Genomic DNA, 24,546 nt, shown 5'->3' with positions numbered 1-24,546 from the left:
GCCCCTCCCGCCGCGCGGGCAGGAGGGGATGGCCCCCGGCACGGGTCAGGCCGTGCCGGGGAGTCGTGGGGGTGCTGCCCGGGGTGCTACAGGGCCTGGCGCAGTACGGCGACCGCGCGCGGCCCGAGGACGAGCGCGCCGTCCGTGCGGTCGTCGCCGACCAGCACGTCCCCCTCAAGGCCGGTCACCGGCACCGTGTCGTCGGTGCGGTTGACCAGGAAGAGGAAGCGCTCCGTCGCCCCGCGGCGGACGGTCAGCTCGACCCGCCCCCGCGCGTTCTCGGGGAGTTCGCTGCGCACCCCGGCAGGCTCCAGCAGCCGCGGCAGCAGCGAGCGCAGCCCGTCGATGCCGAGCCGGGTGGAGACGTACGCGGCGGAACCGCTGCCCGTGGCGCGCCGGGTGATCGCGGGCCGCCCGGCGTGCACACCGGTGCGGTAGCGCGCGAGGACCTCGGTGCCGGCCTCGTCGGTGACGGTGATCCGGTCGGTCCACAGGGTGCCGGGGCCGGCGCCGTCCAGCTCGACGTCCTCCCCGGCGAGCAGCGGGCCGAACTCCTCGATGCGGATGCCGAGCAGCTCGCGCAGGGCGCCCGGGTAGCCGCCGAGCCAGACGTGGTCGTTCTCGTCTACGACACCGGAGAAGTAGGTGGTGATCAGATGGCCGCCCTGTTCGGCGTACCGCGTCAGCTCCTTGGCGAGCCCGGCGGGCACGACGTGCAGCACCGGCGCGATGAGCACCTGGTGCCGGGCGAGGTCGGCGCGGGTGGTGACCAGGTCGGCGCGCACGCCCAGGGCGAGGAGCGCCGAGTACCAGTCGAGCGCCTCCTGCCGGTAGTCGAGCAGCGAGGTGGGGTGCGAGTCCTGCTCGCTCGCCCACCACGAGTCCCAGTCGTAGAGGATGCCGACGGCCGCGGTCTCCCGCTCCGCGCCGGCCACGGGGGCCAGTGTGCGCAGGGTGGAGCCGAGGGCGGCCACCGCGCGGAAGACGTCGCTGTCGGCGCCCGCGTGCGGGACCATCGCCGAGTGGTACTTCTCGGCGCCGGCCGCGGACTGGCGCCACTGGAAGTAGCACACCGCGTCCGCGCCGTGCGCCACGTGCAGCAGCGCGTCACGGGCCAGCTCGCCGGGCCGCTTCGCCACGTTCACGGGCTGCCAGTTGACCGCGCTGGTGGAGTGCTCCATCAGGAACCAGGGCCGCCCGGCGGCGATCCCGCTGGTCAGGTTGGCGGAGAAGGACAGCTCGTCGCGGTCCTGGGGGCCGGGGTGGACGTAGTGGTCGTTGGAGACGAAGTCGATCTCGTCGGCCCAGTCCGGGTAGTTCATGCCCTTGGTGTTGCCCATCACCATGAAGTTGGTGGTGACGGGGATGTCCGGCGTGATCTCCTTCAGGATCTCCCGCTCGGCCACGAGGTGGTCCTTCAGGGCGTCGGAGGAGAAGCGCTTGAAGTCGAGCTGCTGGGTCGGGTTGGGGTGCGAGGCGGCCAGCCGGGGCGTCAGGATCTGCTCCCAGTCGGTGTAGCGCTGCGACCAGAAGGCGGTGCCCCAGGCGTGGTTGAGGGCGTCGAGCGTGCCGTAGCGGCCACGCAGCCAGACGCGGAAGGCGCGGGCCGCGTCGTCGGAGTGGTCGTAGACGTTGTGGCAGCCCAGCTCGTTGGAGACGTGCCAGGCGACCAGCGCCGGGTGGTCCTTGTAGCGGTCGGCGATCGTGCGGACCAGGCGCAGGGCGTGCTCGCGGAAGACGGGCGAGGTGGGGCGCCAGTGCTGGCGGGCACCGGGCCAGAGCGTCTCGCCGTTCGCGGTCACCGGGAGGATCTCCGGGTGGGCGGTGGTCAGCCACGGGGGCGGGGAGGCGGTCGCGGTCGCCAGGTCGACGCCGATGCCGCCCGCGTGCAGCAGGTCCATGACCTCGTCGAGCCAGCCGAAGTCCCAGGTGTCCGGGCCCGGCTGGATCTTCGCCCAGGAGAAGATCCCCACGGAGACGACGGTCACGCCGGCCTCCTGCATCAGCCGGACGTCCTCCTCCCACACGTCCCGGGGCCACTGCTCGGGGTTGTAGTCGGCGCCGTAGGCCAGACGCGGGGCGGGTTCACCGTCCGCCCCGCGCAGCATGCGGGACTGGAGGGTGGAGATCATGGCGGTCCTTCCGAAGGGTGGTGCACGGGGGCGGCGCGGCCCGGGAGCCGCGCCGCCCGGCGTTGACGTACTGCTGCCGAGAACTACTTCTCGATGGTGAAGCCCTGCTCCTGGCCGTACTTGATCGAGGCCTCCTGCCAGGCCTTCAGGCCGTCGGCCAGCGTGGTGGAGGAGACGTAGGCCTTGCCGACGGTGTCGTTGAAGATCGAGTTGGCGTACGGCTGGAAGGGCAGGTACGACCAGTCGTCGGCGACGTTCGCGGCGGACTCGGCGAAGATCTCGTTGGCCTTCTGGCCACCGAAGTACGGGAACTCCTTGTTCTTGAACTCGGTGGACTGCAGCTCCGCGACGGTCGCCGGGAAGGCGCCCTCGCTCACCCGGGTGGCCACACCGGCACCGGCGTTCGCGTACTCGACGAAGGCGTAGGAGAGTTCCTTGTTCTTGCCCAGCGCGGGCAGCGCGAGGGAGGAGCCGCCGTTCTCGGCGCTCGCCTTGTCGCCCTTGGTCCAGGCCGGCATCGCGGCGGCGCGCCAGTCGCCCTTGGCGTTCGGGACACCGGTCTCGAAGTTGGCGGGCATCCAGGCGCCGGTGGCCAGGGTGGCGATGGTGCCGTCGCCGAGGCCCTTGTACCAGTCGTCGGTCCAGCCGGTGACCGGGGCGAGCAGCTTCTCGCTGATCAGCTTCTGCCAGACGGTCTCGAACTTCTTGGCGCCGGCGTCGTCGAAGTTGATGGCGACCTTGGTGCCGTCGACCTTGTAGGGGCGCGAACCGGCCTGCCACAGCATGGAGGTGGTGAAGCCCGCGTCGCCGGTGTCGTTGGCGATGTACGCCTTCGGGTCGGCCTTGTGCAGCTTGCGGGCCGCGTCCAGGTACTCGTCCCAGGTGGTGGGGACGGCGATCTTGTACTTGTCGAAGACCTTCTTGTTGTAGAACAGCGCCATCGGACCGGAGTCCATCGGCAGGCCGTAGACCTTGTCGCCGTCGCTGACGGCGTTCCACGGGCCGGGCGTGTACTTGGCGGCGAGCTTGCCGGCGCCGTAGGGGGCCAGGTCGGTCAGGCCCTTGGTGAGGGAGTACTGGCCGAGCGCGAAGTACTCGACCTGCGCGACGTCCGGGACGCCCTTGCCGGCGGAGATGGCGTTCGACAGCGCGGTGTAGTGCTTGTCGCCGGACCGCTCGCTGACCAGGTTGATCTTGACCTTGGGGTACTTCTTCTCGAAGTCGGCGGCGACCGACTTCAGGGTGGGCTCCCAGGCCCAGACGGTGATCGAGCCACCCTTCTTCAGGGCCGACTGGATGTCACCGGCGGAGACGGCCTTGGTGTCGGAGCTGTCGTCCGAGCTGCCGCAGGCGGTGGCACCGAGGGCGAGGGTGGAGAGGAGGGCGAGGCCGCGCAGGACGCGGCTCGTTGATCTGCGCATGAGGGTGCTTCCACTTCTTCGTGGGTGGGACAGGTGAGGGTGGGGGTGGTGCCGGTCTCGGCTCACATGTGGGGCTTGGGGGGCGCGGCCCGTGTCACTCCTTGACGCTTCCGGCGGCCAGGCCGGACTGCCAGTACTTCTGGAGGAACAGGAAGGCGGCGATCAGCGGAAGGATCGTGAGCAGCGAGCCCGTGATCACCAGGTTGAAGATCACGTCGCCGCCGATGGTCTGTGCCTGGGAGCTCCAGGCGCTCAGACCCAGCGTCAGCGGGTACCAGTCGGGGTCCTTGAGCATGATCAGCGGGAGGAAGTAGTTGTTCCAGGTGGCGACCGTGGTGAACAGCAGCACCGTCACGATCCCGGGGGCCAGCAGCGGCAGGGAGACCTGGAAGAAGGTCCGCAGCTCGCTCGCCCCGTCCATCCGGGCCGCCTCCAGCAGCTCGGTCGGGATCGCCTCGGCGGCGAACACCCACATCAGATAGAGACCGAACGGCGACACCAGCGACGGGATGATCACGGCCCAGGGGGTGTCGGTCAGCCCCATCTTGCTGAACATCAGGAAGGTCGGCACCGCCAGCGCCGTACCCGGCACGGCCACCGCGCCGATCACCACGGCGAAGACCGCGCGCTTGCCGGGGAAGTCGAACTTCGCCAGCGCGTACCCGCCGAGCACCGCCAGCAGGGTCGCGCCGCCCGCGCCGAGCACCACGTACAGCAGGGTGTTGAGCAGCCAGCGGCCGAAGATGGCGTCGTGGTAGGTGAAGGTGTCCCGGATGTTGTCCCACAGGGCGAAGTCGTGGGCGAACCACAGCCCGTTGGACTCGGCCAGACCCGTCTGGGTCTTCGTGGAGTTGATGACCAGCCAGATCAGCGGCACCACGGTGTAGAGGACCATCAGGCCCATCAGCACCGTCAGCAGCACGTTGCGCTTCGGCTTGCCCGGGGTGTGCTTCTTCCTCGGGGTCCGCAACCTGGGCGCGGTGGTGTTCTTCGCGGGGGAGGCGGTGACAGAGGTGCTCATCGGGTCACGCTCCCTTGCGCATGCCGCGCAGCTGGACGGCGTAGGCGACGATCATCGTGATGACGCCCATGATGATGGCCACCGTCGCGGAGTAGTTGTGCTGCTGGCCGTTGAAGGACAGCGAGTACGTGTAGAAGTTCGGCGTGTAGTCCGTGGTGATGGAGTTCAGCGCCAGCGGACGCAGGATGCTCGGCTCGTTGAAGAGCTGGAAGCTGCCGATGATCGAGAAGATCGTCGCGATGACGAGCGCCCCGCGGATCGCGGGCAGTTTGATCGAGCCGATGATCCGCCACTGCCCTGCGCCGTCGATCTCCGCCGCCTCGTACAGCGAGGTCGGGATGACCCGCAGCGCCGAGTAGAAGATCAGCATGTTGTAGCCGACGAACTCCCAGGTCACGATGTTGCCGATGGACGCGAGCACCCAGCCGGGGGAGAGCAGGTCGGGGAGCGTGACACCGAACGCCGAGTTGATGTCGCCCACCAGGCCGTACTTGGTGCCGTACATGAAGCCCCACATCAGGGTGGCGACCACGGCGGGCACGGCGTACGGCAGGAAGATCGTGATCCGGAAGAAGCTCTTGCCGTAGAGCCGGCCGCTGTCCAGGGCCAGCGCCACCAGCAGGGCGATGCCCAGCATGATCGGCACCTGGACCGCGAGGAAGAGTGCCACCCGGCCCACCGCCGCCCAGAACGCGTCGTCCTTGAGGGCCTGCGTGTAGTTGTCCAGGCCGACGAAGTGGTTGCCGCCGATGAGCTGGTCGCGGAAGAGGCTGAGGTAGACCGAGTAGGCGATCGGGGCCAGGAAGACCAGGGCGAACACGGCCACGAAGGGACCTATGAAACCCCACCCCGCCCAGGAGCGTCGGTCCCGTCTCGCCGGAGGCGGTGCCTGCCGTGGCTCGGCGGCCGCCGGCGGTTGCAGCGTCGTCATGTCGTTCCTCGCTCGTGCGGTGGTGGAACCAGCGGTGGCGCGGAGATGTCCGGCCGCCCCACCGGACCCATGATGTTTACGCAAACATCAGCCACGCAAGAGCCTTGGCGGACTGTTATGTTTACGTAAACATTGGATGGCGGCATGTCTACACTGCCCTGATTACGATGGTCAATGGTCCTTTGGGGGAGACCGTGACACCTGTGCAGACAGAGAGGCGGGGACGCCATGGAGATGGCTGAAAGAACCCCGGCGAGAACGCCGAGGCTGGGCCGGGTCACCGTCTCCATGGCCGATGTGGCCCGTCGGGCGGGGGTCTCCTCGCAGACCGTCTCCCGGGTCTCCAACGGTTACGCCGGTGTGAACGAGGAGACACGGCAGCAGGTGCTCGCCGCGATGAAGGAGCTGGGCTACCGGCCCAACAGCGCGGCCCGCGCGCTCAAGCGCGGGGAGTTCCGCACCCTCGGCGTGATCACCTTCTCCCTGTCCTCGACGGGCAATGTGCGCACCCTGGAGGCGATCGCCAACTCGGCCGCCGCCGAGGGGTACGCCGTGACGCTGCTGCCGGTGGCCCTGCCCACTCAGGACGAGGTGCGCGGCGCGTTCACCCGGCTCGAGGAACTGGCCGTGGACGCGGTGATCGTCATCATGGAGGTGCATCTGCTGGACGCGGCGACGATCATGCTGCCGCCGTACGTCCAGGTGCTGGTCGTCGACTCCGACGCCGGCGAGCACTACACGGTCGTCGACACCGACCAGGCGGGCGGCAGCCGGACCGCCGTCCAGCATCTGCTCGCCCTCGGGCACGAGACGGTGTGGCACCTGGGCGGACCCGAGGACTCCTTCGCCGCGCAGCGGCGCACCGACGCGTGGCGGGCCGCACTGACCGAGGCGGGGCGTACGGCGCCTCCGCTGATCCGGGGCGACTGGTCGGCGGAGTCGGGGTACCGCGCCGGCATCGAGCTCGCCGCGCGCGAGGACTGCTCGGCGGTGTTCGTGGCCAACGACCAGATGGCGCTGGGGCTGCTGCGGGCGCTCCAGGAGCGGGGGCGGCGGGTGCCGCAGGACGTGAGTGTCATCGGGTTCGACGACATTCCCGAGGCCGGGTCCTTCATGCCGCCGCTCACCACCGTGCACCAGGACTTCGCGGAGGTGGGGCGGCTGTGCGTGCGGGCCGTACTGCGCAAGATGCGCGACCCGGACGACGGGTCGCGGGGGACGACGCTGGTGCCGACGCGGCTGGTCGTGCGGGAGAGCACGGCTCCGCCGCCGGGGGCCCGGTAGTGCCGTTCCCGGGGTGCGGGGCCTCGCCCCGCCCTCGGTCAGCGCGAGCCCGTGAGGGCCGGCTCGCCCGCCGCCCTGACCGCCGTGCGCCAGGCCGCTGTCACCGCCTGGTGGGCCGCTGTCGTGCCGCGGTCGGTCTCCGCGGGGAGACGGATCGGGGCGCCGAGGTGCACATGGCAGCGGGGGCGGCGGATCGGGGCCGTCAGGGTGCCGGCGAGTTGCTTGGTGGGGGAGCCCGAGGCGATGCGGCGGGCCCCGGCGTGGCCGATCGGGACCACCATCGCACCGGTCGTGCGGGCCAGCCGGGCCAGCCCGGTGCGGAACGGCTCCGGGGGAGTGGGGCCCGCGTCCCTGCGGCGGGGCAGGCCGCCCTCGCCGTACAGGAGCACATGGCGGCCGCCCGCCAGCGCCTCGGCAGCCGCGTCGAGCGCCAGTGCGGCGTGCGCGGTCCCGCGGTGGACCGGGATGTGCCCCTCCCGGCTGAGCGCCCTGCCGAGCAGGGGGATCCGCCACAGGCCCGCCGTGGCCAGCACCACCGGCTTCAGGTCGAAGCTGCGCAGCGCGGCCATCACCACCGCGGGGTCGGCCAGGGAGTCGTGGTTGGCGACGAAGATGCTCCCTTCGGGCAGCCGCATCTTGATCTCACTGGTGACGGTGAGCCGCCCGAAGAACGGGGTCAGGGCGATGACGGTGCGACTGAACACGGGTCGGCCTCTCGACGGGTGATGGTCCGGTCACAGTCTCGCGGGTGGCGGGCGCCGGGCGCCTGAGTACGGATACTCAACGCGCGGGACGACCGGTGGCGACCGGTGTGCCGGGCGTGGGCCCGGCCGTCGTCCGGTCCGGTCCGGACCGCGAGCGCGGGTGCCGTCGGGGGCGCGGTCGCCGCGACGTGCCCCGGACCGGCGTCGCGGGTGATCACCGCGCCGGGGGAAGATGGAACCGCACAGCCAGATGGTCAACCGACATGGAGGAGCGGGCACATGCAGCACGAGCGAGCGGGCCGGCCGGCCGGCCCCGAGGACCTCGTCGACGTCGCCCGGCTGGTCACCGCGTACTACGCGCTGCACCCCGACCCGGCCGACCCCGCCCAGCGCGTCGCGTTCGGCACCTCGGGCCACCGCGGCTCGTCCCTGAACACCGCCTTCAACGAGGACCACATCGCCGCCACCAGCCAGGCGATCTGCGAGTACCGCGCCGACCGGGGCACCGACGGCCCCCTCTTCCTGGGCGCCGACACCCATGCCCTGTCCGAGCCCGCGCGCGTCACGGCCCTGGAGGTGTTCGCGGCCAACGACGTCACCGTGCTCATCGACAGCGCCGACGGCTACACGCCCACCCCGGCCGTCTCGCACGCCATCCTCGCCCACAACCGCGGCCGTACCTCCGGTCTCGCCGACGGCGTGGTCGTCACCCCCTCGCACAACCCGCCCGCCGACGGCGGCTTCAAGTACAACCCGCCGAGCGGCGGCCCGGCGGGCTCCGACGCGACCTCCTGGATCCAGGACCGCGCCAACGACATCATCGCCGCCGGTCTGAAGGACGTCCGCCGCATCCCGTACACGCGGGCCCTCGCCGCGCCGACCACCGGGCGGTACGACTTCCTCGGCACGTACGTCGCCGACCTCCCGGCCGTCCTGGACCTGGACGCGATCCGCGCGGCCGGGATCCGGATCGGCGCCGACCCGCTCGGCGGAGCCTCGGTCGCCTACTGGGGCCGGATCGCCGAGCAGCACCGGCTCGACCTGACCGTCGTCAATCCGCTCACCGATCCCACCTGGCGGTTCATGACGCTGGACTGGGACGGGAAGATCCGCATGGACTGCTCCTCGCCGTACGCGATGGCCTCGCTCATCGGCAGCCGGGACCGGTTCCGGATCGCCACCGGCAACGACGCCGACGCCGACCGGCACGGCATCGTGACCCCGGACGCGGGCCTGATGAACCCGAACCACTATCTGGCCGCCGCCATCGCCTACCTCTATGCGCACCGCGAGCAGTGGCCCGCCGACGCGGGGGTGGGCAAGACGCTGGTGTCCTCGTCGATGATCGACCGGGTCGCCGCCGACCTCGGGCGCCGGCTCGTCGAGGTGCCGGTCGGCTTCAAGTGGTTCGTGGACGGCCTGGTCGACGGCTCGCTCGGCTTCGGCGGGGAGGAGTCGGCCGGGGCGTCCTTCCTGCGCCGCGACGGCTCCGTGTGGACCACCGACAAGGACGGCATCATCCTGGCGCTGCTGGCCTCCGAGATCACCGCGGTCACCGGGAAGACGCCCTCGGAGCACTACACCGCCCTGACGGAGCGCTTCGGCGAGCCGGCCTACGCCCGTATCGACGCGCCGGCCACCCGCGAGGAGAAAGCGCTGCTCGCGAAGCTCTCACCCGCGCAGGTCACCGCCGACACGCTCGCCGGGGAGGCCGTCACCGGCGTCCTCACCGAGGCCCCCGGCAACGGCGCGGCCCTCGGCGGGATCAAGGTGACCACGGCCAACGCCTGGTTCGCGGCCCGTCCCTCCGGTACCGAGGACGTCTACAAGATCTACGCCGAGTCCTTCCTGGGCGCCGAGCACCTCACCCGGATCCAGGAGGAGGCGAAGGCGGTGGTGACGGCGGCCCTGGAGGCCTGACGGGAGGGCAGCCGTCGGCGGCCAGGGGCGCTCCTCACCGGCGCCCCGCGCCGCTCCGCGGCCGGATATGATCCCCTAAACGTAAAATGTCGATTTTACGCCGGAGTGATCGATGTCCCGCAGGCGCCCCCCGGACGAAGGCGACGAGCTGCTGGTCAGGCTCGGGTCGCTGACCGCCCAGGCCCGGGAGCGCGCGGAGCTCCAGCGGTCCCGGGTCGAACTGGCGCTCGCCCTGCAGCGCGGCATGCTGCCCCGTGACCTGCCCGTGGCCCCCGGCTACCGGCTCGCCGTCCGGTACGCCCCCGCCTGCTCCGGCCTCAACGTCGGCGGCGACTGGTACGACGCCTTCACCCTGCCCGACGGGCGGATAGGCCTGTCCATCGGCGACGTCCAGGGCCACAACATCGAGGCGACCGCGTTCATGGGGCAGGTCCGGGTCGGCCTGCGGGCGCTCGCCTCCGTCACCGGTGAGCCCGGCGAACTCCTCGCCCGCACCAACGACCTGCTGCTCTCCCTGGGCGGCGACCTCTTCGCCACCTGCACCTTCATGCGGCTCGATCCGGCCAGTGGGGTCCTGGAGAGCGCCCGGGCCGGGCACGTCCCCTGCGTCTGGGCCACCGCGGACGGCAGGTCCGGCATAGCCCAGGACGAGGGCGGCCCGCCCCTCGGTGTCGTCGAGGGCGTCGACTACCCGGTCACCCGCTACCGCCTCGCGCAGGGCGGTTTGTTCGTCCTGCTCACGGACGGTGTGGTCGAGGGGCCCCGGCTCAGCGTCGAGGACGGCCTGGACCAGGTCGTCCGTCTCGCGGGCATCGCCGCGGTGGCCGGCATGGAGGCCGGCTCGCTCGCCGCCGCCGTGCTCAGGGGCGCCGAGCGCTCCGGGCACGAGGACGACGCGGCGGTCCTGGTGGTCGGCCACGACGGGCTGCTCGCGGACGTACCCCGGACGCGGCCGTAGGGCCCGACAGCGGTCGCAGGCCCCGACAGCGGTCGCAGGGCCCGGGGCGGCCGGGCTCTCACCTCGCCGACCGCGCCGGGACGGTGTCTGATGGCTGCTGTGGTGGGTATCCGGGACCTCGAGCTGCGCCGGACGGCGGTCTTCGCCGTCCAGACGCTCGCCGTCGCCGTCTGCTACTACGGGGCCGGACGGCTCGGACTCATCCGCCGGCTCGTCGTCGACGGCGCCGTCTTCACCCCCATCTGGCCGCCCACCGGCGTCGCGGTCGCCTCCCTGCTGATCCTCGGCCTGCGCGCCTGGCCGGGCATCGCCCTCGGTGTCCTGCTCGTCATCCTGTCGATCACCACCCTGCGCCCGCTCGCCCTGGTCAACGTGGTGGGCAACACCGCCGCCCCCGTCTGCGCCTACCTCCTGCTGCGCAGGGTCGGCTTCCGCAGCGACCTCGCCCGATTACGCGACGGCCTCGCCCTGGTCTTCCTGGCCGCGCTCACCGCGATGCTGCTGAGCGCGAGCGTCGGCGTGGGCCTGCTGATCCTCACCGACAGGCTCGACGCGCAGTCCTTCTGGCCGGTCTGGCTGGGCTGGTGGGTGGGGGACGTGATGGGCGTCCTGATCGTCACGCCGGTGCTGCTGCTCCTGCGGACGGCGCGCCGCCCCCTGCTCCTGTCCCGCTGGAAGGAGGCGGCGGGCCTCGCGGTGATCTGCCTCGCCCTCGTCCCGCCGGCCACCCGGAGCACGGTCAGCCTGCTCTTCCTCGTCTATCCGCTGCTGATCTGGGCGGCCCTGCGCTTCCTGCTGGCCGGCAGCATGCTGTGCGTGCTGTTCACCTCCGTCATGGCGACGGTCGCCGCCACCGACCGGATCGGGCCGTTCGCCCGCCTCAGCCGGGTCGAGGTGATGATCAAACTCCAGGCCTTCAACGGGACGATGGCCCTCACCGCCCTGCTGCTCTCGGCCGTGATCATGGAGCAGCGCAACACCCGGCGCTCGGTGGAGCAGGCCTGCCAGGAACTGGTGGAGGTCCTGGAACACCTCACGGCGGGCGAGCCCCCGCCCGGCCGCCCGCCGAGGGATGCCGACCGCGAGGGGTGAGCGGGACCGACGTTCCGGGCCCCGGCCGCTCCGGGTCCGGACCGCTGCGGTGTCGGCTCGGCGTCCGTCGGCTCGGCGTACGTCGTTCAGCTCCTGCGGCGCTCCCTGCCCGCCGCCAGCTCACGCCGCAGCCGCTCCGGCTCCCAGTCCTCGGCGACCGCCCGCCAGAGGGTGTCCGCCTGGGAGGGCGGGGCCAGACCGTCGACCGGCGGGTCGCGGTCGAGGTCGGTGGGGAAGGAGTAGCCCTCGGCGGCGGCGGCGACCACACGGCGCAGCCAGTCCTCCCCGGCCCCCTCCGCCCGGCGCTGCCGCAGGACGGGGAAGAGCGCGTTCGCCATCGCCTCCCGGTCGACCGTCTCCATCGCCCGGCCGAACGCGGAGGAGATCTGGAGCAGGTTGGCCATCCGCCGGATGCCGGGGGAGACGTTGTGCCCGGCCGCGTGGAACAGCGCCGGGTTGAAGAAGGCCGCGTCCCCCTTCTGCAGCGGGAGCTGGACGTGGTGGGCGTCGAAGTAGGCGACGAACTCGGGCAGTCGCCAGGCGAGATAGCCCGGCTCGAACTTCTGCGAGTGCGGCAGGTAGAGGGTCGGACCGGACTCCACGGGCATGTCGCAGTGGGCGACCGCGCCCTGGAGGGTCAGCACGGGTGACAGCCGGTGCACATGCGCGGGGTACGCGGCCGCCCGCGCCCCGGACAGGAAGCCGAGGTGGTAGTCGCGGTGCGGGCTCTGCGCGGCGCCCCCCGGGTTGACCACGTTGACCTGCGAGGTCACCTGGTAGGCGGGACCGAGCCAGGCCTCGGCGATCAGCTCCAGCATGTCGTTGGCGTAGTAGTCCGCGAAGACCTCCGGCGCCCGCACGGCCATCTTGTCGAGCGCGCTCCACACCCGGTCGTTCGCGCCCGGCCTGGCGAAGTGGTCACCGCGGGCCGTGCCCGAGGCCCGCTCCTCCTCGATCAGCGCCCGGAACGCCTCCGACGCCCGGTCCACCACCGCCTCATCGGTGTACGCGCCCTTCAGGACCACGACACCGGGGCCGTCCAGCAGGGCCCGCACCAGCTCGCTCTGCACCTCCCGCCGCCCCTCGGCGGTGGCCGTCAGCTCGCGCAGCCGGCCGCTGTCGTAGAGCGGGACGTTCTGCTCGATCCGCAGGGCCGAAGGATGGTCGGCGGGGTCGGTGCGCTGTTCGACGAGCGAGCGGAACACGTCGAGGGCGCAGTCCTCCTCGGTCAGCCAGGTCCGGGAGCGCACACGGGAGGGGATCATCGCGGGTCCTTTCGCAGCCCTCGCTTTGCTGCCAGTCTTCTGAGCAGGGAGCCATCATTCAAGGCTCGGAAATCCATCAAAAACACCTCGGCAATCGTGGGAAAACAGGCATCTCGGCATCGTGATGCAGGCGCCGGAGCGGTTCTCCGCCCGTCGGTGAACTGACCGGTCACCGACAGCGACGGGCTCGACGCCACCCAGCACGACCTGGTCCTGCGGGGCGCTGCGCGGGGACGAGGGTCCGGGCACGGGCGCCGAAGCTCCGGGAGACCACTTTCGATACATCCGTGCATCCGATACATTGCCGTATCGAACGGAGGTCCGACCGTGGCGGCGGAACAGAACGAACGGGCGACCGGCCGGGTCACCCGGCGCCGGGTGCGCACCCGGGCCAACCTGCTCGACGCCGCCTTCGCCGTGTTCGCCGCCAAGGGATTCGGACGGGTCTCCATCGAGGAGGTCTGCGAGGCCGCCGGCTACAGCCGGGGCGCCTTCTACTCCAACTTCGCCACGCTGGACGAGCTGTTCTTCGCCCTCTACGGGGAACGCGCGGACCTGATCGCCCAGCAGGTCGCCGACGCCCTCGCCGGCGACGGCCCCGATCTCGACGTGCCCGCCTCGGTGGACCGGGTCACCGAGGTGCTGCTCCTCGACCTCGACTGGCTGCTGGTGAAGACGGACTTCCTGGTGCACGCGGCACGGGACCCGGCCGTCGCGCAGACCCTCCTGGAACACCGGGCCAGGCTGCGCCGAGCCGTCGCCGACCGGCTGGCCCGCGCCCGCGGCCCCATCCCGCTGCCCGCCGTCCTCGGCGACGCCGACTCCGCCGCCCACGCGGTCGTGGCCGCGTACGACGGGGTCACCACCCAACTGCTGCTGGACAAGGACGTCGACGCCGCCCGCGCCTGGCTCAAGCAACTGCTCACCGCGCTGCTGACCGACGGCAGCGCCCCGCACTAGCACCTCATCAGCACCTCATCGCAGCTCCCCGTCAGAGAAAGGCAACGGTCGCCATGGACGCGGACGTCATCGTCGTCGGAGCGGGCCTCGCGGGCCTCGTCGCGGCGCACGAACTCACCAGCAGGGGCAGGCGGGTCGCCCTGGTCGACCAGGAGAACGCCGCCAACCTCGGCGGCCAGGCGTTCTGGTCCTTCGGCGGACTGTTCCTCGTCGACTCCCCGGAGCAGCGCCGCCTCGGCATCAAGGACTCCCTGGACCTCGCCTGGAACGACTGGCAGGGCAGCGCGCGGTTCGACCGCACCGAGGACGAGGACTCCTGGGCGGTGCGCTGGGCCCGCGCCTATGTCGAGTGGGCCGCGGGGGAGAAGCGGACCTGGCTGAGCGGACACGGGATCTCGTTCGTGCCGACCGTCGGCTGGGCCGAGCGCGGCGACCTGCGCGCCGACGGCCACGGCAACTCCGTGCCCCGCTTCCACGTGGCCTGGGGCACCGGCACCGGTGTCGTCGAGCCGTTCGTCCGCTACGCCGAGCAGGCCGCCAAGGACGGGCTGCTCACCTTCCACCACCGCCACCGCGTGGACGAGCTGGTCGTGACGGACGGCGCCGCCCGCGGCGTCCGCGGCACGGTCCTGGCGCCCGACGACTCCGCCCGCGGTGTCGCCTCCAGCCGCGAGGCGGTCGGCGAGTTCGAGCTGACCGCCCAGGCCGTCGTCGTCACCAGCGGCGGCATCGGCGCCAACCACGAGATCGTGCGCCGCTACTGGCCCGAGCGGCTCGGCACCCCGCCCACCGAGATGGTCACCGGCGTGCCCGCCTACGTCGACGGCCGCATGCTCGACATCAGCGCCGAGGCCGGCGTCCGGCTGGTCAACCGGGACCGCATGTGGCACTACACCGAGGGCATCCAGAACTGGGACTCCATCTGGCCCGGCCACGGCATCCGCATCCTGCCCGGCCCGTCCTCGATGTGGTTCGACGCGCTCGGCCGCCGGCTGCCCGACCCCTGCCTGCCGGGCTACGACACCCTCAACACCCTCAGACACCTGCGCACCACCGAGGACATCGCCGGGTACGACCACTCCTGGTTCGTCCTCAGCCAGAAGATCGTGGAGAAGGAGTTCGCGCTCTCCGGCTCCGAGCAGAACCCCGACATCACGGCCAAGGACCGCCGGGCCGTCCTGCGCGACCGACTGCTCGGCAAGGGAGCCCCGGCCTCCGTGCAGGCGTTCCTCGACCACGGCGCGGACTTCGTCGTCGCCGACACCCTCGACCGGCTCGTCGAGAAGATGAACGCGCTCACCGGCAAGCCCCTGCTCGACGCCGACGCACTGCGCCGCCAGATCCGCGCCCGCGACCTCCAGATCGACAACCCGTACAGCAAGGACGCGCAGGTCCAGGGCATCCGCAACGCCCGCCGCTACATCGGTGACCGCCTCGGCCGGGTCGCCACCCCGCACCGCATCCTCGACCCCCAGGCCGGGCCGCTGATCGCCGTCAGGCTGCACGTCCTGACCCGCAAGACGCTCGGCGGCATCCAGACCGATCTCGACTCGCGCGCCCTCGGCGCCGACGGACAGCCCATCGAGGGCCTGTACGCGGCGGGTGAGGTCGCCGGCTTCGGCGGCGGCGGCGTCCACGGCTACAACGCCCTCGAAGGCACCTTCCTCGGCGGCTGCCTGTTCTCGGGCCGCGCGGCGGGCCGGGCGGCGGCCCGGCAGACCGGCTGAGCGGCCGTCAGCCCAGCAGCCCCAGCAGGACGGCCGCGTGACTCCTCTCGGGGGACTTCGCGGCCGTCAGCAGGGTCACCGGCCCTTCCTGGACCAACGACCGCACATGGTCCAGGAGTTCGGCCGCCTCCGGAGCGGCCAGCTCCGCCTCGTAACGGCGGGAGAACTCCTCGTACGACGCCTCGCCCGCGTGGTACCAGCGGCGCAGCTCCGTCGAGGGGGTCAGCGCCTTGGGCCACTCGTCGATCCGCGCCGCGTCCTTGGCCAGGCCGCGCGGCCACAGCCGGTCGACGAGGACACGGACGCCGTCCTCGGGCTCGGGCGGTTCGTAGACACGGCGCACACGGACAGTCATGCCGCCGAGCGTAGGGCCTGCCAGCGGCCGTCCCCGGACGCCGCGCGGCTTGACCTGGAGGAGGGGGACTCCGGGCAGCGCGTTGCCTAGTCTGATGGGCGTTTGATCACTCGCCACCCCCCCAAGGAGCGCACGTGCCCCTCTCCCGCAGACGCCCCGCCCCGCTGAGGCGGGAAGCTGTCGTCGCCACCGTCCCGGTCGCCCTGGCTGCCCTGCTGACGGCGGCCGGACCCGCCACCGCGGCCGGTTCGGCGGGCGCGCCCGGCGTCGGCGACCCGTACTTCCCGCTCGCCGGGAACGGCGGCTACCACGTCTCCCACTACGGTCTGACGCTCGGTTACGACCCGAGCAGCGGCCATCTCACCGGCAGGGCCGTCCTGACCGCCCGCGCCACCCAGCGCCTCAGCCGCTTCGACCTCGACCTCAAGGGCCTGAAGATCACCGGCCTGACGGTCGATCACCGCGCGGCCACCCACCGGCGCGACGGTCAGGAACTCGTCGTCACCCCCGCCCGCCCCCTGCGCAAGGGCCAGACCTTCCGGGTCACCGTCACCTACCAGGGCAAGCCCGGACCGGTCACCGACCCCGACGGCTCGCTCGACGGCTGGGTGCCCACCGACGACGGCGCCTTCGTCGCCGGGGAACCGCAGGGCGCCATGACCTGGTTCCCCGCCAACAACCACCCTCTCGACAAGTCGGCGTACGACATCACGATCACCGTCCCCCGGGGCCGCACCGCCGTCTCCAACGGCGTCCTGGTCGGACAGAGCACGCGCGACGGCAGGACCACCTTCCACTGGCGGCAGAAGGAACCCATGGCCGCCTATCTCGCCACCGCCACCGTGGGGACGTTCCAGGTCAAGCAGTACACGACCCGGGACGGCATCAAGGTGTACGACGCCGTCGACCCGCGCGAGGCCCGCGCCGCCGCGCCCGTGCTGAAGAAGCTGCCGTCCGTACTGGAGTGGGAGAGCACCCTCTTCGGGCCCTACCCCTACCGCGCCGCCGGCTCCGTCGTCGACCACGCGCCCAACGTCGGCTACGCCCTGGAGACCCAGACCCGGCCGCTGTACGACAGCGCGCCCAGCCTGAGCACGATGGTCCACGAGAGCGCCCACCAGTGGTTCGGCGACTCGGTCTCCCTGACGTCGTGGAAGGACATCTGGCTCAACGAGGGTTTCGCCACCTACACCGAGTGGCTGTACTCCGAGCAGCACGGCGGCGACAGCGCCCAGAAGAGGTTCGACGCGCTGTACGCCACCCCCGCCACCGACAACCTCTGGGCGTACCCGCCCGGCAACCCCGGCAGCGGCGCCAACCTCTTCGGCTCCCCCGTCTACGCCCGCGGCGCCATGACCCTCCAGGCCCTGCGCGTAGCGATCGGCGAGAGGACCTTCTTCCGCGTGCTGCGCGCCTGGGCGCAGCAGCACCGGGGCGGCCACGGCACCACCGCCCAGCTGCAGCGGCTCGCGGAGCGGGAGTCCGGCCAGAACCTCGGCCCCCTGTTCCAGAAGTGGCTGTACCAGGCGGGCAGGCCCAGCACCCCGTGACGGCGGGGGCGGCGCGCGTCAGGAACCCCGGCGGGCTCCCGTCCGCCGCCTGAGCGCGCGCCGCTCCGCCTCGGTGGTGCCGCCCCACACGCCCATGGCCTGGTCCGTGGCCAACGCCCGGTCGAGGCACTGCTCCCGCACGGGGCAGCGGTGGCAGACGGCCTTCGCCTGCTGCGTCTGGAGCAGGGCCGGGCCCGATGTGCCGATCGGGAAGAAGAGGTCGGGGTCCTCGTGGCGGCACGCCGCATGCTGTCGCCAGTCGTCCATCGAAGTCGCTCCGATCGAGAGTCGTCCGTGTTCTTCGCTGTTCCTGCGGTATTCCGCCCTACCGCACGCGTCGCTCGGGAGCGGGTCACCGCAGGGGCGGAAGTGAAACGGACGCGACCGGGAAACCTCGTCACTGCTCGCGTATGCCCCACGGGGAGCCGTACGCGGTCAGCAGGTCGAGGAAGGGGCGGGCGGGGAACGCCTCCGGGCCGAGGACACCCGTGCCGGACCAGGCGCCGCCGGCGAGGAGCTCCAGGGCGACGACGGGGTTGACGGCCGTCTGCCACACCACGGCCTGGCTGCCGTACTCGGCCATGGACCACTGGTTGTCGACCACGTGGTACAGGTACACCTCGCGCGGCGCACCGTCCTTCACGCCCCGCACCCAGGTGCCGGCGCAGGTCTTGCCGTGCATGCGCTCGCCCAGCGTCGCCGGGTCGGGCAGACAGGCGGCCACCACGTCCCGGGGCGAGACCGGCACCGGGCCCGCCGCACTCGGCACGGTCACCGGCGCGGTGCGGTCCAGCTCCAGCTTGTGCAGCGTCTTCAGGGTGTCGACGAACTCGCGGCCCAGACCGTACTTGAAGGTGACCCGGCGGGCGTCCACCCAGCGCGGGACGAGCAGCACCTCCTCGTGCTCCACGTTGACGCACTCCACCGGGCCGATGCCCTCGGGGAAGTCGAACACCTCGGGCTCGCTGAAGGGTGCCGTGGTGAACCAGCCGCGGCCGGCCTCGTAGACCACCGGAGGGTTGAGGCACTCCTCGATGGTGGTCCAGATGTTGAAGGAGGGCGCGAAGTCGGCGCCGTCGACGGTGAGGTTCGCGCCGTCCCGGATGCCGATCTCCTCGATCTCGTCGAACAGCTCGTCGGCGGCGTACCGCGCGAACACGTCCGACAGCCCCGGCTCCACCCCCATGCCGACCAGGGCGAGTCCGCCCGCCGCCGCCCACTGCTCGGCCTGCGCGAACTGCGCGTCGCCGAGCTTGACCCCGCACTCCTCGTAGGGCCGATCCGGGTGCGGGCGGGACAGCGACATCGCCATGTCGACATAGGTGGCCCCGGCGGTACGCGCCGCGCCGAACAGGGGCATCACGAAGCGCGGGTCGGTGGCGTTGAGGAGCACGTCGCAGCGGTACCGGGCGAGCAGTGCGGCGACCGCCGCCTCGTCGCCCGCGTCGACCCGCTCGGCGGTGAACCGGTCGTCGCCGTCGAGCGCGGCGACGGCGGCCGCGGCCCGGGCGGGGTCGTGGTCGGCGACCACCATCGCCTCGAAGAACGGGCGCCGGGCGGCGATCCGGGTGACGGCGGTGCCGACGCCGCCGGCACCCACGAGCAGGACACGCATGACGAGAACTCCCTCGGTCGAAGACGCGCACAGCAGAACGCGCAAAGTGGGGGAAAGGCGGGCGAAGGAAGAGGAGCCCTGTCCGCGATACAACGCCTCCCCCTGCCGTAAGGTCAATGGCGTTGGCATAAGGGGGCGGCTAGGAAGGCGGCGGGGATGCCGAAGACGGTCGTACCGGAGGAGAAGCGGCGCCGGCGCAGACCCACCAGGAGCGGCACCGTGCTGTCCGAGCGGCTGATCGTGGAGGCCGCGCTGCGGCTGCTGCGCGAGCACGGCAGCAGCGGACTGACCGCACGCCGCCTCGGCCTCGCCCTGGACTGCGACCCGAGCACGCTCTACCGCTATTTCCGCGGCATGGACGAACTGACCCTGGCCATCGGCGACGCGCTGATCGGTGCGGCGCTGCGCGGCTGGGAGCCGACCGGTCGGTGGCGCGACGACCTGCACGCGATCGGGCTGCGCATCCACGCCGCCTACGTCGCCCATCCGCAGGCGGCCCAGCTCACCGCGAGCCGGGTCACCGGTCGGGCCAACGAACTGGCCGCCGACGAGACCGTCCTCGACGTCCTGCGCACCGCGGGCTTCCCGCTGCCGGAGACGGTCCGCGTCTACCACGCCTTCATCGACCAGACGCTGGCCTTCGCCGCCCTGGACGCCGCCTCCCTCGCCCTGCCCCGCGCCTCGCAGCGCGCGGACGACGCCAAGTGGGCCTCGACCTACGCCCGGCTCCCCGCCACCACCCACCCCCGCATCGCCGAAGCGGCCCCCCTGCTCTCGGCCCGCATGGTCACCAGCGCCTACCCGACGGCGCTTGCGATGCTCCTGGACAGCGCGGCCAACACTCTGGCCCGGCTCGCCGCGGCGCCCGGTGACGGCCGTGTCAGCGCCTGAGCGTCCGCGCCGCCTCCCGCGTCACCGCCTCGGCGACCGCCGCCAGGGCCGGTGAGTCGAGTCGCCACTGCTGCCAGTACAGCGGGACGTCCAGCGGACGGTCGGGGGCCAGCGGGAGCAGGCGGCCGGTCCGCAGCAGGGTGCCCGCCTGGGCCTCGGGCACCATGCCCCAGCCGAACCCCGCGGCCACCGCGGCCACGAAACCCTCCGAGGTCGGCACGGCGTGTCGTACCGGACCAGCCCCCGCGGCGCCGCGTCGCAGCCCGCGGACGAACGCGTCCTGGAGGTCGTCGCTGCGGTCGAAGGTCATCACGGGGGCCCGCGCCAGGGTCTCGGCGAGGGGTCCGCCCTCGAGGTGGCGGGCCACGAAGTCCGGGCTGGCAGCGGCGAGATAGCGCATCGTGCCGAGCGGCCGCACCGAACACCCGGTCACGGGCTCGGGCGAGGAGGTGACGGCGGCCATCACGAGCCCCTCCCGCAGCAGCTTCGCCGTGCGGCTCTCGTCCTCGCGGTGCAGTTCGAAGCGGAGCGGCGGGTCCTGCGCCACCCGGGTCAGGGCGGGCAGGAACCAGGTCGCCAGCGAGTCCGCGTTCACCGCGACCGTCACCCGGGTCGGCTCCCCGTCCCCGCTCATGCCCAGCTCGGACCGCGTGTCGCGTTCCAGCCGGGCCAGCTGGCGGGCGAACCTCACGACGATCTCACCGGACTCGGTCGGCCGTACCGGTTTGGTGCGCAGCAGCAGGACCCGGCCCGTGCGCTGCTCCAGCGCCTTCACCCGCTGACTGACCGCCGACGGCGTCACGTGCAGGGCGGCCGCCGCCGCGTCGAAGGTGCCCTCGTCCACCACGGCCAGCAGCGTCCGCACCTGCTCCAGCGGGAGGTCGGTCATCATGGCGTCATCACGAGCGCTAATGGTACGTAAAAATCTTTAGCTGTACGTGCAGTGATCGCCTCCTTAGCGTGGAGGTCATGTCCACCGCACTCGCCGCCGCGGCCGCAGGCTTCGGCACCGGTCTCTCGCTCATCGTCGCCATCGGCGCCCAGAACGCCTTCGTCCTGCGGCAGGGGGTCCGCCGCGACGCCGTCCTGGCCGTCGTCGGGATCTGTGCCCTGTCCGACGCCCTCCTCATCGCCCTCGGCGTGGGCGGGGTGGGCGCCCTGGTGGTGGCCTGGCCGGACGCCCTGACCGTGGTCGGCTGGGTCGGCGGCGCGTTCCTGCTCGGATACGGACTGCTGGCGGCCCGCCGGGTGATCCGGCCCGGCACGGACGCGCTGCGCACCGACGGCGAGGGGGCCGGCTCCCGCCGCCGGGCCGTGCTCACCTGCCTCGCACTGACCTGGCTCAACCCGCACGTCTACCTCGACACCGTCTTCCTGCTGGGCTCCATCGCCGCCGACCGCGGCCCGCTGCGCTGGACCTTCGGCCTCGGTGCCGCCTTCGCCAGCCTCTGCTGGTTCGCCGCCCTGGGCTTCGGCGCCCGGCTGCTCAGCCGCTTCCTGACCCGGCCCGCCGCCTGGCGGGTGCTGGACGGCCTGGTCGCCGCCACCATGATCACCCTCGGTGTGCTGCTCGTCGCGGGCGCCTGATTCCGTACGCCTGCGTGTCCCGCATTCCGAGACCGCCCGTCCAAAACGGCCGCGTCGGCCCGGGAGCTGCTGACATAGTGGCCCCCGACCCGAAAGATGTAACGAGCAACCAGGACGCGCGTGGACACCAGCGAGAGCAGCGGCACGGTACCCGGGGCGGGTACCGACGACGGGCCGCGTACCGAGGAGGCGGCCCGGCGCGGCTGGCGCCGCTGGGCGATGGACACCCGTCCCCTGCGCCGCCCCGCCTACCGCAGACTGTGGTCCTCGACCATCGTCACGGCCGTCGGCAGCCAGCTGACGGCCGTCGCCGTGCCCAAGCAGATCTACGACATCACCCAGTCCTCCGCCTGGGTCGGCTATGCCGGCCTCGCCGGGCTGGTGCCGATGGTGCTGTTCGCGCTGTGGGGCGGCGCGGTCGCCGACACCATGGACCGGCGCAGGCTGCTGCTGATCACCAACAGCGGGATCGCCGTCACCTCGGTGCTGTTCTGGCTCCAGGCGGTCTCCGGTCTGGACTCGGTGGCCGTCCTGATGGTGCTGCTCGCCGCCCAGCAGGCGTTCTTCGGGCTCAACGCGCCCGCCCGCAACGCCTCCATCGCCCGGCTGGTGCCGGCCGGCGAACTGGCCGCCGCCAACGCCCTCGGCTCCACCGTCATGCAGACCGGACTGGTCGCGGGCCCACTGCTGGCGGGTGCCCTGATCCCCGTGATCGGCCTGCCCGAGCTGTATCTGCTCGACGCACTCGCCCTGTCCGTCACGCTGTGGGCCGTCGCCCGGCTGCCCGCGCTGCCGCCGCTCGCGACTGCCGCGGCCAAGCGGGCCGGGGTGCGCGAGATCGCGGAGGGCTTCCGGTACATATCCCGGCACAAGGTCCTGCTGCTGTCCTTCCTCGCCGATGTCGTCGCGATGGTCTTCGGCATGCCCCGCGCGCTGTTCCCGCAGCTCGCCGACCGGACGTACGCCTCCTACGGCGAAGGGCTCGCCCTCGGCCTGCTGTTCGCGGCGATCCCCATCGGCGCGGTGCTGGGCGGACTGTTCTCCGGGACGTTCTCGCGGGCCCGCCGGCACGGCTGGATGGTGATCGGCGCGGTCGTCGCCTGGGGCGTCGCGGTCACCGGGTTCGGGCTGAGCACCAGCCTGTGGCTCGCCGTGCTGTTCCTGGCCGCCGCCGGGGTCGCCGACATGGTCTCCATGGTCTTCCGCGGCGCGATCCTGCTCTCCGCCGCCACCGACGAGATGCGCGGCCGGATGCAGGGTGTCTTCACGGTCGTCGTCGCGGGCGGGCCGCGGCTCGCCGACGTCCTGCACGGCACCGCGGGCGCGGCCTTCGGCCCCCGCACGGCGGTGGCGGGCGGCGGCCTCCTGGTCGTCGCCCTGATGCTGACCCTCGCCACGGCGGTACCGGCCCTGCGACGCTATCGCGTCTGAGGCCCTCGTCGTCTCGGCGACTGCCGCGTCCGGCGGTGCGGTCGGCCGGGGTGGCCGAGGGGCGGGGCGGGCGGTTCCGGTCCGGTGGCTGCGAGGTGTTCGACGCCCCGTTGCGAGGTGTCCGACGTCCCGTTGCGGGTGGTCCGACCTGGTGGCGGCGGTGCCCGGCGTCTCTCCCGGCGGCTGCCGAGCCCGGCGCCCCGCCGTCCTTGCCGACCGGGCGCGCCGTCCACCTTGCCGGCTGGCGCCCAGTTCTCCTTGCCGGCCGGCGCGCCGGCGGACGCGTCCAGGCGGCTGCCGCGCCCGGCGCTTGCGAACCGGCTGCCGTCGGCTTCCAGCGGTCTGGCCTGGCTGTTGTCGGTTCCAGCGGTCTGTGTCGGCTGTCGCCGGCTTCCGGCGGTTTCGGCCTGGCCGCTGCCGGCTTCGGCGGTCTTGGCCTGGCTGTCGACGACTTCCGGCGGGTTTTGTCCCGGCTGCTCTCGGCTCCGACGGTCGTGAACAGGCTGCCGCCGACTCCCAGATGTCTCGCCCCGCCTGCTGTCGGCTTCCGGCGGGCCCGCCTCGGCCGCTGTCGTGTGCGTCCCCGTCCTCCCGCCCCGGTGGGCTACAGCGACCGACGCCGGTGTGTTCCGTACTGGTCCAGTAGTCGGCCCCGGGTCATCTCCAGCCGGTGGGCGAGGATCTCGGCCACGATCCGCACGAGTGTGACCCCGAGGGCCGGGTCCTCCTCGCACAGCTTCAGCACCGGCTGCGCCTCGAACTCGTAGGCGCGGACCGGGCTGAACGCCTCGGCGCCGAAGTCCCACCGGTACGGCGGGAACAGCCAGGACCAGCCGAGCAGATCACCGGCGCCGAGGCTCGCGACGGTGACCCGCTGCACCGAGGTCACCTGCTGGACCAGGGAGACCGCGCCGGAGCGGACCACCCAGAAACGGTCGGCCCGGCCGCCCGCCTCGAAGATCCGGGTGTCCTCCGGGAAGTAGACCTCCCGGGCGAGCTCCATCAGACTGCGGCGCTGGGGCGGGGGAAGGGCGGTCAGCAGTTTCGTCGCTTTGGTCATGGCGCGGTGCTCCTCGCCGGGCGATCGGACGCGATGCTTGTCTCCACAGCCCATTTCAGCCGCTGCCGGCCCGCCGGGCACCTCGGCGGAGGCGACTTTCGGCACCGGGGCAGGAAAAAGCCCTGGCTGGACGGGGGAAGCCAGCCAGGGCCGTCAAGGATGGTGTGCGAAGGAGACAGAGGCTCGACCTCGCTCACCGCCTATGGATGAACCGTAAACCATCCACGGAGATTTCGCGCACCCGAACCCGGCCACGTGACCTGTTTCACTTCGCGCGGTCAGTGCCGCACCCCGGTCCGGCCCGGCGTCACGATCTCGTCCAGGATCCTGAGCACCGCCTCGTACGCCAGGGTCCGCACCCGCGCCTCGCGCGCCGCCTCCGGATCGTCCCGCTCCAGCTCACCGCTCCGGGCCCGCCAGCTCCGCAGCTCCTCCCGCGCACAGGCCCTCGCGCGCTGGATGCGGCGCAGCAGCTCACCCGCGTCCACGACATCGGTCATGCCTGATATGTACCCTCGGCCGGCCGCTCCGACGACTCCCGGCGCCCCCGGGATGTTTGGAGTCCGCCGGGGCGGCCAGCCGCAACGGAGAGGGGCCCGCGCCGCCCGGAGGGGACAACACCGGGCGCACCCGTGGGCCGTG

Annotated in this window: 22 protein-coding genes; 10 read left to right on the top strand and 12 right to left on the bottom strand. The window is 72.2% G+C overall.

The window, feature by feature from the left end; genetic code table 11:
- Nucleotides 1-86 precede the first annotated feature (86 nt).
- The 4 genes from U5640_RS02270 to U5640_RS02255 form a co-directional block, all read right to left on the bottom strand.
- Complete coding sequence (locus U5640_RS02270; protein ID WP_340374112.1) at nt 87-2,132, bottom strand: beta-galactosidase; 2,046 nt, start codon at nt 2,130-2,132, stop codon at nt 87-89.
- Nucleotides 2,133-2,215: 83 nt separating this feature from the next.
- Nucleotides 2,216-3,553: an extracellular solute-binding protein gene (locus U5640_RS02265; protein WP_340374111.1), complete on the bottom strand. Its 1,338-nt coding sequence runs from the start codon at nt 3,551-3,553 to the stop codon at nt 2,216-2,218.
- 94 nt (nt 3,554-3,647) lie between these two features.
- Complete coding sequence (locus tag U5640_RS02260; RefSeq protein WP_340374110.1) at nt 3,648-4,574, bottom strand: carbohydrate ABC transporter permease; 927 nt, start codon at nt 4,572-4,574, stop codon at nt 3,648-3,650.
- 4 nt (nt 4,575-4,578) lie between these two features.
- Nucleotides 4,579-5,505 (bottom strand): sugar ABC transporter permease, encoded by a 927-nt coding sequence (locus tag U5640_RS02255; protein WP_340374109.1) that lies wholly within the window; start codon nt 5,503-5,505, stop codon nt 4,579-4,581.
- Between the two features lie 234 nt (nt 5,506-5,739).
- Here U5640_RS02255 and U5640_RS02250 point away from each other — a divergent pair, with 234 nt between their 5' ends.
- Nucleotides 5,740-6,789, top strand: a complete 1,050-nt coding sequence (locus U5640_RS02250; protein ID WP_340374108.1) for a LacI family DNA-binding transcriptional regulator — start codon at nt 5,740-5,742, stop codon at nt 6,787-6,789.
- Nucleotides 6,790-6,827: 38 nt separating this feature from the next.
- On the opposite strand, the gene U5640_RS02245 is transcribed toward U5640_RS02250, so the two are convergent.
- The gene (locus U5640_RS02245) at nt 6,828-7,493 is read right to left on the bottom strand and encodes a lysophospholipid acyltransferase family protein (protein ID WP_340374107.1); all 666 of its coding nucleotides are present in this window, start codon (nt 7,491-7,493) and stop codon (nt 6,828-6,830) included.
- A gap of 279 nt (nt 7,494-7,772) precedes the next feature.
- On the opposite strand from U5640_RS02245, the gene pgm reads away from it, so the two are divergent.
- The 3 genes from pgm (at nt 7,773) to U5640_RS02230 (ending at nt 11,463) form a co-directional block, all read left to right on the top strand.
- Nucleotides 7,773-9,413 carry a phosphoglucomutase (alpha-D-glucose-1,6-bisphosphate-dependent) gene (pgm, locus tag U5640_RS02240; protein WP_340374106.1) on the top strand — a complete coding sequence of 547 codons (1,641 nt, stop codon included), beginning with the start codon at nt 7,773-7,775 and terminating at the stop codon, nt 9,411-9,413.
- Nucleotides 9,414-9,525: 112 nt separating this feature from the next.
- Entirely contained in the window at nt 9,526-10,371 is an 846-nt protein-coding gene (locus tag U5640_RS02235; protein ID WP_340374105.1) for a PP2C family protein-serine/threonine phosphatase, read from the top strand.
- A 90-nt stretch (nt 10,372-10,461) separates the two neighbouring features.
- On the top strand, nt 10,462-11,463 hold the full coding sequence (locus U5640_RS02230) for an MASE1 domain-containing protein (protein WP_340374104.1): 1,002 nt from the start codon (nt 10,462-10,464) through the stop codon (nt 11,461-11,463).
- Nucleotides 11,464-11,549: 86 nt separating this feature from the next.
- Here U5640_RS02230 and U5640_RS02225 read toward each other — a convergent pair whose 3' ends face one another.
- Nucleotides 11,550-12,728 (bottom strand): phytanoyl-CoA dioxygenase family protein, encoded by a 1,179-nt coding sequence (locus U5640_RS02225; protein ID WP_340374103.1) that lies wholly within the window; start codon nt 12,726-12,728, stop codon nt 11,550-11,552.
- Nucleotides 12,729-13,055: 327 nt separating this feature from the next.
- Between U5640_RS02225 and U5640_RS02220 the strand changes: the two genes are divergently transcribed.
- Nucleotides 13,056-13,688, top strand: coding sequence for a TetR/AcrR family transcriptional regulator (locus U5640_RS02220; protein ID WP_340374102.1), 633 nt, complete (start codon nt 13,056-13,058; stop codon nt 13,686-13,688).
- A gap of 53 nt (nt 13,689-13,741) precedes the next feature.
- Entirely contained in the window at nt 13,742-15,415 is a 1,674-nt protein-coding gene (locus tag U5640_RS02215; protein ID WP_340374101.1) for an FAD-binding dehydrogenase, read from the top strand.
- A gap of 7 nt (nt 15,416-15,422) precedes the next feature.
- Here the strand turns inward: U5640_RS02215 and U5640_RS02210 are convergent, their stop codons facing one another.
- Complete coding sequence (locus tag U5640_RS02210) at nt 15,423-15,770, bottom strand: DUF488 family protein (RefSeq protein ID WP_340374100.1); 348 nt, start codon at nt 15,768-15,770, stop codon at nt 15,423-15,425.
- 134 nt (nt 15,771-15,904) lie between these two features.
- On the opposite strand from U5640_RS02210, the gene U5640_RS02205 reads away from it, so the two are divergent.
- Nucleotides 15,905-17,320 (top strand): M1 family metallopeptidase, encoded by a 1,416-nt coding sequence (locus U5640_RS02205; protein ID WP_340374099.1) that lies wholly within the window; start codon nt 15,905-15,907, stop codon nt 17,318-17,320.
- An 18-nt stretch (nt 17,321-17,338) separates the two neighbouring features.
- Here U5640_RS02205 and U5640_RS02200 read toward each other — a convergent pair whose 3' ends face one another.
- Nucleotides 17,339-17,587, bottom strand: coding sequence for a WhiB family transcriptional regulator (locus U5640_RS02200; RefSeq protein WP_340374098.1), 249 nt, complete (start codon nt 17,585-17,587; stop codon nt 17,339-17,341).
- 130 nt (nt 17,588-17,717) lie between these two features.
- Complete coding sequence (locus U5640_RS02195) at nt 17,718-18,935, bottom strand: saccharopine dehydrogenase C-terminal domain-containing protein (protein WP_340374097.1); 1,218 nt, start codon at nt 18,933-18,935, stop codon at nt 17,718-17,720.
- Between the two features lie 156 nt (nt 18,936-19,091).
- On the opposite strand from U5640_RS02195, the gene U5640_RS02190 reads away from it, so the two are divergent.
- Nucleotides 19,092-19,826 carry a TetR/AcrR family transcriptional regulator gene (locus U5640_RS02190; protein ID WP_340374096.1) on the top strand — a complete coding sequence of 245 codons (735 nt, stop codon included), beginning with the start codon at nt 19,092-19,094 and terminating at the stop codon, nt 19,824-19,826.
- Here U5640_RS02190 and U5640_RS02185 read toward each other — a convergent pair.
- Nucleotides 19,816-20,718: a LysR family transcriptional regulator ArgP gene (locus U5640_RS02185; RefSeq protein ID WP_340374095.1), complete on the bottom strand. Its 903-nt coding sequence runs from the start codon at nt 20,716-20,718 to the stop codon at nt 19,816-19,818. The genes U5640_RS02190 and U5640_RS02185 overlap by 11 nt on opposite strands.
- A gap of 77 nt (nt 20,719-20,795) precedes the next feature.
- Here U5640_RS02185 and U5640_RS02180 point away from each other — a divergent pair, with 77 nt between their 5' ends.
- Together U5640_RS02180 and U5640_RS02175 are read left to right on the top strand one after the other, a co-directional pair.
- Nucleotides 20,796-21,413: a LysE/ArgO family amino acid transporter gene (locus tag U5640_RS02180; RefSeq protein WP_340374094.1), complete on the top strand. Its 618-nt coding sequence runs from the start codon at nt 20,796-20,798 to the stop codon at nt 21,411-21,413.
- A 120-nt stretch (nt 21,414-21,533) separates the two neighbouring features.
- Complete coding sequence (locus U5640_RS02175; RefSeq protein WP_340374093.1) at nt 21,534-22,844, top strand: MFS transporter; 1,311 nt, start codon at nt 21,534-21,536, stop codon at nt 22,842-22,844.
- Nucleotides 22,845-23,448: 604 nt separating this feature from the next.
- Here the strand turns inward: U5640_RS02175 and U5640_RS02170 are convergent.
- Nucleotides 23,449-23,904 carry a cyclic nucleotide-binding domain-containing protein gene (locus tag U5640_RS02170; RefSeq protein ID WP_067255056.1) on the bottom strand — a complete coding sequence of 152 codons (456 nt, stop codon included), beginning with the start codon at nt 23,902-23,904 and terminating at the stop codon, nt 23,449-23,451.
- Nucleotides 23,905-24,182: 278 nt separating this feature from the next.
- Entirely contained in the window at nt 24,183-24,404 is a 222-nt protein-coding gene (locus tag U5640_RS02165; protein WP_340374092.1) for a hypothetical protein, read from the bottom strand.
- Between the last annotated feature and the right edge of the window lie 142 nt (nt 24,405-24,546).

The sequence above is a fragment of the Streptomyces sp. SS7 genome, from assembly GCF_037993025.1.
GTDB lineage: Bacteria > Actinomycetota > Actinomycetes > Streptomycetales > Streptomycetaceae > Streptomyces.
The sequence above is the reverse complement of the archived record's forward strand: the minus strand, read 5'-3'. Positions and strand labels throughout refer to the sequence as shown.

Coding starts and splice junctions, on each gene's coding strand:
- U5640_RS02230 (WP_340374104.1), top strand. CDS start 10,462: ATGGCTGCTGTGGTGGGTATCCGGGACCTCGAGCTGCGCCGGACGGCG.
- U5640_RS02190 (WP_340374096.1), top strand. CDS start 19,092: ATGCCGAAGACGGTCGTACCGGAGGAGAAGCGGCGCCGGCGCAGACCC.
- U5640_RS02195 (WP_340374097.1), bottom strand. CDS start 18,935: ATGCGTGTCCTGCTCGTGGGTGCCGGCGGCGTCGGCACCGCCGTCACC.
- U5640_RS02255 (WP_340374109.1), bottom strand. CDS start 5,505: ATGACGACGCTGCAACCGCCGGCGGCCGCCGAGCCACGGCAGGCACCG.
- U5640_RS02235 (WP_340374105.1), top strand. CDS start 9,526: ATGTCCCGCAGGCGCCCCCCGGACGAAGGCGACGAGCTGCTGGTCAGG.
- U5640_RS02165 (WP_340374092.1), bottom strand. CDS start 24,404: ATGACCGATGTCGTGGACGCGGGTGAGCTGCTGCGCCGCATCCAGCGC.
- U5640_RS02200 (WP_340374098.1), bottom strand. CDS start 17,587: ATGGACGACTGGCGACAGCATGCGGCGTGCCGCCACGAGGACCCCGAC.
- U5640_RS02170 (WP_067255056.1), bottom strand. CDS start 23,904: ATGACCAAAGCGACGAAACTGCTGACCGCCCTTCCCCCGCCCCAGCGC.
- U5640_RS02260 (WP_340374110.1), bottom strand. CDS start 4,574: ATGAGCACCTCTGTCACCGCCTCCCCCGCGAAGAACACCACCGCGCCC.
- U5640_RS02210 (WP_340374100.1), bottom strand. CDS start 15,770: ATGACTGTCCGTGTGCGCCGTGTCTACGAACCGCCCGAGCCCGAGGAC.
- U5640_RS02270 (WP_340374112.1), bottom strand. CDS start 2,132: ATGATCTCCACCCTCCAGTCCCGCATGCTGCGCGGGGCGGACGGTGAA.
- U5640_RS02185 (WP_340374095.1), bottom strand. CDS start 20,718: ATGATGACCGACCTCCCGCTGGAGCAGGTGCGGACGCTGCTGGCCGTG.
- U5640_RS02250 (WP_340374108.1), top strand. CDS start 5,740: ATGGCTGAAAGAACCCCGGCGAGAACGCCGAGGCTGGGCCGGGTCACC.
- U5640_RS02180 (WP_340374094.1), top strand. CDS start 20,796: ATGTCCACCGCACTCGCCGCCGCGGCCGCAGGCTTCGGCACCGGTCTC.
- U5640_RS02225 (WP_340374103.1), bottom strand. CDS start 12,728: ATGATCCCCTCCCGTGTGCGCTCCCGGACCTGGCTGACCGAGGAGGAC.
- U5640_RS02265 (WP_340374111.1), bottom strand. CDS start 3,553: ATGCGCAGATCAACGAGCCGCGTCCTGCGCGGCCTCGCCCTCCTCTCC.
- pgm (WP_340374106.1), top strand. CDS start 7,773: ATGCAGCACGAGCGAGCGGGCCGGCCGGCCGGCCCCGAGGACCTCGTC.
- U5640_RS02215 (WP_340374101.1), top strand. CDS start 13,742: ATGGACGCGGACGTCATCGTCGTCGGAGCGGGCCTCGCGGGCCTCGTC.